Source organism: Pseudoalteromonas sp. Cn5-37 (assembly GCF_021532495.1).
In the GTDB taxonomy this organism is placed as follows: domain Bacteria; phylum Pseudomonadota; class Gammaproteobacteria; order Enterobacterales; family Alteromonadaceae; genus Pseudoalteromonas; species Pseudoalteromonas simplex.
Window position 1 is genome coordinate 1 of sequence record NZ_JAKGBA010000049.1, and the last position, 11,435, is coordinate 11,435.

At 38.1% G+C, this 11,435-nt stretch carries 12 protein-coding genes; 5 read left to right on the forward strand and 7 right to left on the reverse strand.

Annotated elements, in window-relative coordinates; all coding sequences use genetic code 11:
• Positions 1 to 238: 238 nt before the first annotated feature.
• On the reverse strand, positions 239 to 601 hold the full coding sequence (locus tag L1266_RS21160) for a TnsA endonuclease N-terminal domain-containing protein (protein WP_235374313.1): 363 nt from the start codon (positions 599 to 601) through the stop codon (positions 239 to 241).
• Positions 602 to 838: 237 nt separating this feature from the next.
• Between L1266_RS21160 and L1266_RS21165 the strand changes: the two genes are divergently transcribed.
• The 4 genes from L1266_RS21165 to L1266_RS21180 are packed head-to-tail and all read left to right on the forward strand — an operon-like array spanning position 839 to position 4,797.
• The gene (locus tag L1266_RS21165) at positions 839 to 1,975 is read left to right on the forward strand and encodes a PD-(D/E)XK nuclease-like domain-containing protein (RefSeq protein ID WP_235378304.1); all 1,137 of its coding nucleotides are present in this window, start codon (positions 839 to 841) and stop codon (positions 1,973 to 1,975) included.
• Between the two features lie 60 nt (positions 1,976 to 2,035).
• A complete protein-coding gene (locus L1266_RS21170; RefSeq protein WP_063529792.1) occupies positions 2,036 to 2,821 on the forward strand; it encodes a recombinase RecT in 786 nt (261 codons plus the stop codon).
• Positions 2,821 to 3,735, forward strand: coding sequence for a hypothetical protein (locus tag L1266_RS21175; protein WP_063529793.1), 915 nt, complete (start codon positions 2,821 to 2,823; stop codon positions 3,733 to 3,735). The genes L1266_RS21170 and L1266_RS21175 overlap by 1 nt, the downstream gene beginning before the upstream one ends.
• Positions 3,736 to 4,797 carry a hypothetical protein gene (locus L1266_RS21180; protein ID WP_235378305.1) on the forward strand — a complete coding sequence of 354 codons (1,062 nt, stop codon included), beginning with the start codon at positions 3,736 to 3,738 and terminating at the stop codon, positions 4,795 to 4,797.
• 95 nt (positions 4,798 to 4,892) lie between these two features.
• On the opposite strand, the gene L1266_RS21185 is transcribed toward L1266_RS21180, so the two are convergent.
• The 3 genes from L1266_RS21185 to L1266_RS21195 all read right to left on the reverse strand — a co-directional run bounded on the left by L1266_RS21185 (position 4,893) and on the right by L1266_RS21195 (position 8,173).
• A complete protein-coding gene (locus tag L1266_RS21185; RefSeq protein ID WP_063529795.1) occupies positions 4,893 to 6,128 on the reverse strand; it encodes a type II toxin-antitoxin system HipA family toxin in 1,236 nt (411 codons plus the stop codon).
• The gene (locus L1266_RS21190; RefSeq protein WP_036973834.1) at positions 6,121 to 6,396 is read right to left on the reverse strand and encodes a helix-turn-helix domain-containing protein; all 276 of its coding nucleotides are present in this window, start codon (positions 6,394 to 6,396) and stop codon (positions 6,121 to 6,123) included. Before L1266_RS21190 ends, L1266_RS21185 begins: the two co-directional genes overlap by 8 nt.
• 760 nt (positions 6,397 to 7,156) lie before the next feature.
• Positions 7,157 to 8,173 carry an IS110 family transposase gene (locus L1266_RS21195; RefSeq protein WP_063527454.1) on the reverse strand — a complete coding sequence of 339 codons (1,017 nt, stop codon included), beginning with the start codon at positions 8,171 to 8,173 and terminating at the stop codon, positions 7,157 to 7,159.
• 1,120 nt (positions 8,174 to 9,293) lie between these two features.
• Between L1266_RS21195 and L1266_RS21200 the strand changes: the two genes are divergently transcribed.
• On the forward strand, positions 9,294 to 9,686 hold the full coding sequence (locus L1266_RS21200; protein WP_199524511.1) for a YolA family protein: 393 nt from the start codon (positions 9,294 to 9,296) through the stop codon (positions 9,684 to 9,686).
• Between the two features lie 43 nt (positions 9,687 to 9,729).
• On the opposite strand, the gene L1266_RS21205 is transcribed toward L1266_RS21200, so the two are convergent.
• The 3 genes from L1266_RS21205 to L1266_RS21215 all read right to left on the reverse strand — a co-directional run.
• Positions 9,730 to 10,167 (reverse strand): hypothetical protein, encoded by a 438-nt coding sequence (locus L1266_RS21205; protein WP_013463093.1) that lies wholly within the window; start codon positions 10,165 to 10,167, stop codon positions 9,730 to 9,732.
• Positions 10,168 to 10,407: 240 nt separating this feature from the next.
• Complete coding sequence (locus L1266_RS21210; protein WP_024606317.1) at positions 10,408 to 10,788, reverse strand: hypothetical protein; 381 nt, start codon at positions 10,786 to 10,788, stop codon at positions 10,408 to 10,410.
• Between the two features lie 172 nt (positions 10,789 to 10,960).
• On the reverse strand, positions 10,961 to 11,435 hold a 475-nt coding region (locus L1266_RS21215; protein ID WP_235378306.1), incomplete at its 5' end, for an IS3 family transposase.

Genomic DNA, 11,435 nt, shown 5'->3' on the forward strand with positions numbered 1-11,435 from the left:
TATAGAACGTGCGCTAAACGCCAGACCTAGAAAGTGCCTAGGTTACAAACAGCCTGTCGTTGTGTTTAACGAATTACGCAATGCGGCCTAATTTAGCGAGTGGTGCACTTCGGGGTTGAATTCGCGCAAAATACTTGAGCGTTATTATATAGTAGCAGTGAGGGCAAGGCTAAACGCTGGGGTCTTTTTTAGCGGTATGTCACTAACTTGCTAATATAGTTAATAAAAAGTGGTTAATCTATGAGGTTATTTCAACAAGAAAGTCACTTGGTAAGTATTGGTCAATACCTCGAACACTTGGATATTTGATGCCAGTAGATTCAGCAAGCTCTATTGTTATATTGCGTTCAAGCGGAAACTGCTCTTTGACTTGCAGCACATCTTGCCGCCACTCAAGCAAGTAGAACATGGATAGGTCAAGATCGGATAATGAGTGGTGTGTTCGTTTGGATTTATAACCAAAGACTCGATGTACACGACCATCGGATGGCGCATCATAAGCCGTTAACCAAGGCTTATAATTCTGATACTCGCCTGTACCACGCCCTTCTTTAATCCTCTTACGATACTGCACCTCAGTATGGCCAATCTTCCTAGACATATTATACCGCTATAACTTATTGAAAATTCAGCATAGCTAGAGTGAAAGTGTGATGCAAGCACCTCAGAGTCAAACTATATACTTTCTAAATGACTTAACTATCTGAAAATATAAAATTAAAGATCGCGCTCAATTCTCATCATTAACTTTGAAGATAGGTTTTCTTCTTCAGTTCAGCACGAAAAAATCTCTATGACATGATGTTACTACTTTAAATAAGTAGAGCAAGGCAAGAACATGGCATCAGCAAATCTAAAAGTTCAAGAAACAGAAAAACCTACTGAATGGTTTAACACTATTCTGACTGCATACGATGATTTAGGTAATCCAAACTTTTTGGACTCTAATGGTGATCTTGTTGAAGGTATTTATAGCGGTGTGCCAAATTCTGTTTACCACGAATTAGATGCTCATAGCTCATCTCTGATTAAAGAGTTAGCGAAAAACACACCAGCTCATGTATTTCGTCAATATTTTTCTAATGAGGAAAGAAAACGAACTGCTGCACAAAGAAACACTCTTGATACTGGCACTTATGGTCACGAGTTAATATTAGAGCCAATTGGTTTTTATGATCGCTATTTCCGTGTACCTCTTGCCATTGAGTATCCTACAGCGCTTCACACAAGTGCTGAGCTAAAGGACGCATTAAAAGCCGCAGGTCAAAAGGTCTCAGGCACTAAATCAGAGTTAGTTAAGCGCTTGTTAGATGCTAAACCAAACACCCTAATTTTTGATGATTTGATTGCGAAATCCATAATAAAAGGCGCTGGAGTCAAAGCCTACAACGAAGCTGTAAAAATGGTCGAAAATAATAAGTGTTCTAGCCTATTAGCTGCTTTCAACGATGGAGCGCTTTCACACATAACCCATAAGACACCAATAGATGGTTTAGTCTGGGATGACGCCCATAGAATTTTGGATACATTCAAATCTCACGCTAGAGCTAAGCGATTAATTTCAAATGGTTTTGCGGAACTTACTGTAATAGCGCGAGATCCTGACTCTGGATTAATGCTTAAAGTAAAATTCGATTACATTAACAAGCATGCAATTGCCAGTGATGTTAAGTCTACTCGTTCAGCCAATCCAAATAAGTTTAGATTCCAATGCCGAGACCTTCGATATGACGTTCAAGAGAGTTTCTATAAGTATGTTGCGAATTTAGCAGGTATTCCCGTTAAATTGTTTGCTTTTATCGGTGTTGAATATTTAGAGGCTGATATATGCGAGATTTTTGAGTTGAAACGTACCCGCCAGATGATTGCTCATAATGACATGAAGAAAGCAATTGCAACCCTTAAAGAATGTTTAGATAGCGAAAACTGGTATGGATACACCAAAAACGATGAGGTCGTTGTTATTGACTGGTAATAAGCGCGATTTTTTAAATCAAATATTCTAATTACATATCCAAGTTCAACGGTGAGCGTTATGAGTTTATCACTTCAAGAATATCAAAATTTATTGTATGGAAAATTAACAGCATGCAAAGGCCAGTTTGATGCTTATCTTTCCGAAAATGGTTATAAGCTTGACTTTAATACAGAGCTAAACTACGTCTATCAAATCGTTATGTCTGGATTAAACGTAGAATACAGCTTCCCGTACACTCCAGTTGAGTCCGTAATCAGTTCATTTTTAAAAGCTGCAAAAATAGGCCTTTCACTTTGCCCTACTGAGCAGCTTTGCTTTTTAAAAACTGAGTATAGTGAATCATCAGGCCAATATGTGACTCAATTAGGATTAGGCTACAAGGGAATTCTTAAACTTGCTTACCGTTCTGGAAAAGTAAAACAAATTAATGCGAATGTTTTTTATGAAAAAGACACTTTCCAATACAACGGTGTAAATTCAAAAGTTACCCACACTACAACCGTTCTATCTAAAGCAATGCGTGGACAATTAGCCGGTGGCTATTGTCAAACTGAGCTAATTGATGGTTCTTTTAAGACTACAGTTATGCCTCCTGAAGAAATTTTAGCTATTGAAGAGCAAGGTAAGGCGATGGGCAATGAAGCGTGGCTTTCAGTGCATGTGGATCAAATGAGGGAGAAAACCCTTATTAAACGTCACTGGAAGACTCTCTGCCCTTGTATTTATAGAGATAGTGTTATGAATGACCCAATTTTGTTTGATGATCAAGATTGTCAGCACAGCTCCAATCACCAAGCTTATGAAGAACAATTCGAAAGTGCTTATTCACGTGAGGCGTACTAATGTTATCAGTTCAAATTGAAAAGCTAATCAAATCTACTTCAGACAATATTAAACAGTGGGAAACATTGTTCAACTTGGCTTCACATTCTCATTATTCCGCTTTAATTAAAGAGTGCGCCCTAGATGACGTTGTTGCGACAATTAAAGAAATGGATATGTTGATCGGCTCTCTGAGCCCTGAGCTGCTTAACCTAGTAGACATAAGAGTTAGGAAACATCCCTACACTACTGCATATTGTCTGTTTCCTGCACTAAATACAGATAATGTAATTGCCTACCTTGAAACTCAAGGTATTGTAAAAAGCTATGAACTTGCAGTGGTTTATGACAACGATAAGTTTGCAATTGATGTTAGCTCAAACAAAGTATCTCACGTTAAAGGCGATAGCACTCAGGAGGCTTCATACTCTGGTTGCTATTTATTATTAGAGTTTGAAAATGGTACAAGCAAAGTTTGGTATATGGATGAGTATGAAATGCACTCTGCTTTTGATGCATGGCAAAACAAAGTATTTGGGGGTATGGATGTATTCAACAATACACTTGAATGGGCTGGTTTTGCATTAATTCTTCGTGCCTTGAAAACACTGAACATGCAGGATAGCGTAATTAGCCATCCAATCTTACCCGTTTTAAAAAGCCGATTAACTTCATATTACTCTGATTTCTTTAAGTACTACAAAGAGGCTAATAACGATAAGTTTGCTAGCTGCGTAATTACTTCACAGTACGTTTCAACAGAAGGTGGAGAACTTGAAGAAGCATTAAAAAAACTAGATGACATCATTGAACCACCTGCAAATATTATCGTACTAGGCCAACATAACCGCCAAGTGAGTAATGAAGATACCGAAATGAATGAAGCATCAGAAGAACAGTGCGAATTTTATAACCTTGATTTTGGAGTTATCTGAATGATTAAAGTTGAGTCAGAAATTTTAAATAAATCGGGAAAGCGTGAGAACTGGCGTGAAATTGCATTTTACGCAAGCGATGACGAAACACAGTTTGAAGTTCGAGAGTATTATGGCCAGCAAAAAATAAGTTATATGAAAGAAACGGCTCGCTTGCCATTCGACTGCCTTGGTATTGCTCGAATGAACTACTCTAACATGCTTCGAACTAGGGTTATTGATAGATATAAACCTATCGAGCAATTAAAGACTAAAGTTCCGTGTTTGCCATTTAGCAATTTTAAGCCTCCTATGTATAAGTGTGACTTTGACGTGCCTTTTGCAGAACAGCTTAGCAAAATAAATGACCCTGTTGTTATTCCTGTACAGCAAGGTAAGCGGGCTTATATAAAACTTGGCCAAGAATCGATTAATTCAATACAAGCTGTAGATATTAAAGGTAATGCTTTCACATTAGACAAAAACATTCAGGAAATGCTTGCCTCTAAAGTTGCAATTGGAAGCTTTGAAAGTGGCGTTTTAGAAACGTATATCCTCGATGATGGCTCAGTCTGCTTATACGATGTGATCATGCTAAATGGTACTGAGATTAACTCTAGCTATAAAGATAGACAGAAGTCATTAAAAGGAATGTTTGGCCATAAAAGTGGATTTACTTACCCGGATACGCTTGAAGCAAATACAGACCTTAAATCTCACCCTGGTAGACATTTTATTGTTAAAGACAATAGTGTGTCATGCTTGGATAGCAGAACCTTTGTAATACCAAATTTTTACAGTGTAAAAGTATTGATTGAGGAAAAGTATAGCTATAGACCAGGTTATTATAAGGTAATGTTTACAACACCTGAAGGATACGAGTCTATCGGTGATTTATATCATCCTCATGAAGAGTTGTATGCTAATACACAAATTCAAATAGCTTTTAAGAAAGTGGAAAATGGTAAACCGGTTAACTTTTGGTTTAGTCCCATTCAACATAAAAACAAGCTAAATTATGATGAAGCTGGCACCGAAATTAGTCAGATAAGTCAGCTTTCATACTTTTGGTATGGGCCTTAACAGGCGGCTCCTATTTTGGGCTAAAAATAGTATAGATCATCTCAACTTATCTGACATTTGCAAAATAAGGCATGACAATTTTAATTATCCTGTGCTTAAAGCGCCTTAAATTTTTCTATCATATCATTATCAATCTCTTTGATTAGATTAGATGACAAACCCAAATGCTTGGCCTCATGCCTAAACGAACGCGTTGCTTCAAATATTTCTTCAGCCATAGTCATAATCGCTTTTTTTGAAGACAACCCCGACTGAGCAGCTAGCTGATTTAGTACATTCTTTGGTGTTTGGCCATTGCCACCAAAAGCCGTCATATGCTCTTTGTAAGGATTAGGGCTGTAAACAATGTCGTAGAAAGGTGATAGCGTCCAGTTATCGGAGTCACTAGCAAGAAAACTGAAGTTCTTACTATGATCATCTTGGTTAACAGTTAAATAATTAAACATGCAACGCTTAATAAGCTTCTGTGACTCTGTAACACTGCACATGATGCGCGTAGCTTTTACTAAATCCACATAGTCCAAAGATGGTTCTCGAAATGGGGCATCTAATAACCCACAAGCAGAAATCATATGAATTCGACCGCCTTGTTCTGTGCAATCAAATCTCTTCTGCTCTAGCCAATATCTCCCATTACCCGCATCAATTAAATCAAACTCAGGAACCTCAATGCCAACATTACGAGCCATTTGCATGTAGCAATATTCAACTATTGATTCAGAGTGCTTCAAGTCAAACTTTTCAGATGTAAGCTTTACTATAAGCTTTGTTCCTTGTACGTCGTCTAATGTTGAATATTGACCATTCGATAAACGCGTAACGTTCATTTTTGGCCTAGCACCACCCGATCCCCCCGTTTTCATCAAGTGCTCAAGCAAAGCAGACTCAGTGCCTTCAAATTCTTCAATCGCAGCTCGACCGAGGGTAATAATATCAATTGAACCCTTGGACTCATCAAGTAAATCGAACTCAGGCTCATAGCTCAACGCCCCCATACATCTCTCACCAAGGTAGGCCAAACGCTCTAAAGCGGTAACTGTTTTTGGGTTCTGATTGTTCTGCCTAAATACACGATCCATGAGATAAAGACCCCAACCATCAGGGAGGCTGTCTGCAAAAACTCCATGGATGCCATAATGCGGTTTTCTAGGCGCAACTTGTAGGCTTGTGTCTGCTTTTAAATTGAACGGGGCCAAAGAAGTAGAGTGAGCGTTTAAATACGTCTCGTCAAATTGAAAGAAGCTTTGTTGACTATTTTCAACAAGCTTGCCGACAAGCACCTTTTCACCAGTGCTAAGCTTACGCTTTACGGTTAGGGCAGATTTAAGCATGTCGTAGCACATCCTCTATTGATTTAAATTCAGGTTCACACGACTTTGTTAGCTCTTTCACTTTTTTCAAGTCTCCGACGGTCTCATAAAGCATTAGAAACTGACGTAATGAGATGTTACCGGATGACTCAAACTTTCGGATCGTCGCATAAGGCACGCCAGAGAGATCGGCTAACTTCTGAACACTGAGTTTGTCTTTTTTTCGAGCTGACTTGATAAACTCTTTAAGATCCATCTGCAAATCATAAGCAGTATAAAGGGATAACATAAATACCTCCAAACCTGTCACTATAGTATCAATTATAGCATGTACAATGACATTATTTGTTACTATTGTAACATATATAAAGTGGTATTGAAGATTACTTCATCAAGAGACAATATAAAAGCCATCACCGATGATGAATGAGACTGCCATTATAGTAACAAAAAAATAACATCATCAGTTAAATTTGTTATTATAGTATCAAAAATTGTCAAGATTAGAATTCAGCCTTATAAATTAATCTGTGTATTCACTGTTTTAATAATTAAACCTACACCTCCCATTATTTCTGGTGATGACTTTGGCTTTAGGTATTGATTCTAATGGTATTAAGAAGGGTTCTACTGACACTCTTCTAATTAAATTTGTGTAAGAATCGAACGGGTAAATTTGATAAAGGTTCAAAATAATTTCTACTACCAAATCTCAATCGAGCTACAACTGAGTATTTGAGTATTTGAGTATTAAAAGTCATAATAGATGGTTTGAGCAGCCACAATCTTGACCAAAGATAAAACTCGTCTTTGGACAGAATGTATGGTACGCCCCGTTTTGCAAGTTAATAACTAAAAATAACGGAGATGGTTTGCGCTAATGTATTCAGAGTCTATTAGAGACTAACATTAGTCCCAGCTCTACGATGAGATCTGCGCCAGATTGTCCTCAAAAACGAGAAAGCATTTTTCTTGCTGAACTGTCCACAAGGTCTTCAATCTGGTGGTCTAACCGTTTTGTCATCATTAATTATCATATGCAAACTGACTTAAACTCTAATTTCAAAAGGCTTCTTCGTGGTCATTACAGACCAAGCTATTCTTGCTATTTTATTTGCTAAAGCTACAAGCGCCACATTAAACGGCTTTCGACATTTTAAATCTATCAACCATGTTCCAAAGAACTTTTCTGCTGTTTTATCTCGCCACATAACGGCACGAGCTGCGTGAATAAATAACTCTCTAAGCTCCTTATTCCCTCGCTTAGAAATACCTAGCATTCTGGGCTTTCCTCCCGTTGAATATTGAAATGGCACTAACCCCAGCCAAGCGGCAAAATTACGTCCATTATCAAAATCCTGTGGACTACCAACTGCTGATATACAGCATGATGCAGTCATAGGTCCAACACCTGGAATTGTTTGTAATAACTTAGCTATATCGTTTTCTTTATTTAACGCTAATAACTTATCTTCTTGAGCTTTAATCCACACATTTAGTTGATTGTAATATTCATATTGAGTTGTTAGCTCTGCAATCAATAGCGGTGGCAACACTTCATTTTGATCAGCTATCCATTGGAACAAGTTTTTCATTTGATGATGGCCTCTCGGAAAGCTAAGTCCAAATTCCAGTAGTATCGAGCCAATTCGGTTCATACAGGCGGTTCTTTCTTTAATATAGCCAGAACGAACACGTCTAATAACTATACCTAGTTGAGCTTCTTCTGTTTTGACTGAAACAAACCTCATGTTTGGCCTTGTTGCAGCTTCTGCAATCGCATCTGCATCAATGTAATCATTCTTATGGGTCTTAACATAAGGTTTAACATATTGAGCTGGTATTAGCTTAACCTCATGTCCAAATTGTTTGCATTTCCTTGCTAACCAGTGAGCACCGCAGCAAGCTTCCATTGCAATAACTGTTGATTCTTGGACAGATAGAAAATCGACTAACTTTGCTCTGGAGTATTTATGACGAAATATTTCACGACCAGAATAATCGTGACCAATTAGGTGAAAGGTTGATTTACCTAAATCAATACCTATGACTTTTGCAACTGACATGATGGTTTCCTCCTGTAATAGCCAACACTATGAGTTTAGCTAATGGGTGGGGCGTACCATCTAATTAACGTGTCAGGGACTTTTCTAAATTAGCAACGCACAGATAGCAATACGTACGGCTGTGTTTATCAGACCTGTTTATTCAATAACTTTATCGAGTCCGTTCAAAAGTACCGTTCACATCACGCGTGTAACTTTCCCGTGTGCAATTCGTTATTAGCGCTTACATGGCAAGGCCTCTAGGTTAATACGACAGTGTAACCTAGAGTGCCGCCGCACCTGTTTTTAATGTGAAATGGTAGATACACCGGCAATTATTTTAATAAATACTCACCTTTTGCTTATTCGTAAAAGTGCTATGCGTTAAATTATGATTAAGCGGAACTAAGGCGACAGGTTAATTTTTTCAGCGCCGCAGATAGTTAAAAAATTTTGTTAGTATCAAAGAAACATAAAAAATGAAGGTAACCAGGCACGAGGCCTGGTTGAAAATCAACGATAGTAAAATGGCATGGATGCCACGTTCTAACCGCCAATCTTTTACGGCAATTTAAGATTACACTGCGGTTGGGGCACTATCAATATTAATGAGCACGCGAATGAAAATAGATATTCATTATAAAGTGAAAGTAGAAGGAAGGTTTTCTATTAATTTAATTTCCCTAATTTCTGTAGCCCAATTGGTTATAAGTTTAATAGGTTAATTGTTAGGTAGGGGGTATTGCAGGTCAAAGTGTGATACCCCATTATTTTAGCCGCTAAAATTAAAGTTTCACCGGTGAAACTCAGTTGTTGGATGAAGGTCTTGTGTTTGATTTTCTGCTATCAGTTAACAAATATAAAAATTAATTATTTATCATTATGTTTTCATTTTTTGACAATGCTAAAGGCGTGAACTATAAATACCTTTCAATTGATATTAAAAGGGAAATTCAAGGACTATGAAAATAAATTTAATTCGGGCCTGCTATCTGTAGTCATAGCAACTGGTGTAAGTAATATGAGTTATGCTGAGGAAGTTCCGCGCAGTCAACAAGTAATTACCTCCCTTCCTGTACTCACTAGTCAGAATGCTCCAGCTCCTGCCGAAATCAAAAACATCCGCATGGAGTCTGAATTAATGGCTCGAGCATCAGCTCCGCCGCTATCTTCAATGTGGGTATATGCTGTTGGTTCAACTGATTGTGGGTGGGAGTCCACTGTTGGTATGACAACAACTGCATGTGATCATGGGGGAGAGCAGCTGCGTACTGCTGTTTTAGAAATTGGTTATGGTTATAATCATATTGCTTGGATGAACGGTGGGTTACTTCCGAGTTCCACAATGTACTCAAGTACGCCTGTTTGTGTGACTGGTAGTAACTACACATGGCCTTGTACCGCTGGGCAAACTGTCGTGGGTTTCCTCAATGAATACAATGTCGATGGTCATCAAAACGGATTATTCAAATACCAAAATACTTCGACTAATTCGCCATGGAATACTATGTCAGTCCAGATCAGTATTCTTTGATTTATTAATGATGTAGGCCAGACATTCTGGCCTTTTTATATTTCTAAATACGAATGTTAACACCAGTACTTTTGTCTTGCATGATAGACATAGCTGATTCTAACATCTTCAAAGTAGTCTCGTCATTGCGTGACAGTGCGCCTTGGATGCCATCACGCGTTTTTTGAATGAAGTTATATCGTGTTTCATCACTGTGTGCACCTGCCAGTTCGCCTCCATTTACGGGTATTTTCATAGTCATAGCCATGAAAGGCCTGCCGTCATCGAGAGACATTTCTCCATTGCGGATTTGAGTGTTGGCCCAGTCCCGCATTTCTTGCCGGGTCATACTAGTGAAATCCGCCTGTTTTGTGCTGCTGTCAGTCTTATCATTGTCTGTTTGTGCTGCTGTTAATGCAGCCGAAAATGACGTTGAGGCCTCTGTTGAAGGCTTGGTACGCTGGTTCCCATTAAAATAATGTACGTTTGCATCAACTCGCATAGGTTCTTTTCCTTAGTATGATCGTATGAGTGATATTAACTGCAAAACCTGCGCCATAATTATACACTTATAGTCTTTTGAAAACGCCTTTAAAAAGTTTATTTAAATTAAGTTGTTGAAGGTAATTCATCGTAAAGTGAAAAGCTTAATACAGAGGTGTTGGACGGCAAAGGCTTTCCGGTAACTGGAATATTTACTAATAGGCTTGGCTCATAGGCCTTAAATTATTCAGGATAAAGCCTAATAAAAGAAGGTTTTGAAATAAGCAATATTAAAGTGAAATATTGGGATCGAGATTGATACAAAGATGAGGGATATAGAAATCAATATCCATTTCAATTTTTTGATTTCTTTTAAGTGATTTGCATTTTTAAGCGATTCATTTAGCCGCTGAATATTTAGTTCAACTTCGTGTACAGTCTCCTGAGAGACGAGCGCTAAATCTTTAATACTATCAACAGAGCTTTTTAAGTTTTTCTCTGTTGCTAGTATATGAGTATCAACGCTCTTAATTTCCAGTGATTTCTTCACATATTCAGATAAAGAAATACCTTCCTTTTGCGCCTCACTACTTAAAGACTCTTTTAATTTATCGTCAATTCGGATGCTTAGAATAGCCATTCTAAAATACCTCTGATGTATACGGGTGTAAACAAAGCGTATACGCCTATTTTTAAAGGCGCAACAGGTTATTTTAGATGAAAACTGTGTATGACAAAATGAGATAATAGGCACGCTGTCGAATGTATACAAATGAATCGCCCCGAGTTCATCGGAGACCAGTTTGTTTAAGTCAGGCCACTTTACCTGACTCGTTTAAATTATCATAGTAGTCTGTTTCATATTGAGCTGGTGAAATATACCCAATTGAAGATAATAAGCGTTGATTATTAAACCAATTGACCCACTCTAACGTTGCGTATTCAACAGCATCAACATTCTTCCACGGGCCATTTCTGCGAATAATCTCTGTTTTAAATAATCCATTTATTGTTTCAGCCAATGCATTGTCATAAGAGTCACCCACACTGCCTACAGACGCTTGAATTCCAGCTTCAGCAAGTCGCTCAGTGTATCGTATAGACAAATATTGGCTGCCTCTGTCGCTGTGGTGAATTAACCCTTCGGGGTTGCCACGATGCCAAATAGCTTGCTCTAACGCATCAAGAATAAGCTCTGTGTGCATTGTCGTTGATACACGCCAACCTACAATGTATCGTGAAAAAACATCTATCACGAAAGCGACATAAACAAACCCACTCCATGTG

Coding starts and splice junctions, on each gene's coding strand:
- L1266_RS21160 (WP_235374313.1), bottom strand. CDS start 601: ATGTCTAGGAAGATTGGCCATACTGAGGTGCAGTATCGTAAGAGGATT.
- L1266_RS21210 (WP_024606317.1), bottom strand. CDS start 10,788: ATGGCTATTCTAAGCATCCGAATTGACGATAAATTAAAAGAGTCTTTA.
- L1266_RS21200 (WP_199524511.1), top strand. CDS start 9,294: ATGGCTCGAGCATCAGCTCCGCCGCTATCTTCAATGTGGGTATATGCT.
- L1266_RS21165 (WP_235378304.1), top strand. CDS start 839: ATGGCATCAGCAAATCTAAAAGTTCAAGAAACAGAAAAACCTACTGAA.
- L1266_RS21195 (WP_063527454.1), bottom strand. CDS start 8,173: ATGTCAGTTGCAAAAGTCATAGGTATTGATTTAGGTAAATCAACCTTT.
- L1266_RS21190 (WP_036973834.1), bottom strand. CDS start 6,396: ATGTTATCCCTTTATACTGCTTATGATTTGCAGATGGATCTTAAAGAG.
- L1266_RS21175 (WP_063529793.1), top strand. CDS start 2,821: ATGTTATCAGTTCAAATTGAAAAGCTAATCAAATCTACTTCAGACAAT.
- L1266_RS21180 (WP_235378305.1), top strand. CDS start 3,736: ATGATTAAAGTTGAGTCAGAAATTTTAAATAAATCGGGAAAGCGTGAG.
- L1266_RS21205 (WP_013463093.1), bottom strand. CDS start 10,167: ATGCGAGTTGATGCAAACGTACATTATTTTAATGGGAACCAGCGTACC.
- L1266_RS21185 (WP_063529795.1), bottom strand. CDS start 6,128: ATGCTTAAATCTGCCCTAACCGTAAAGCGTAAGCTTAGCACTGGTGAA.
- L1266_RS21170 (WP_063529792.1), top strand. CDS start 2,036: ATGAGTTTATCACTTCAAGAATATCAAAATTTATTGTATGGAAAATTA.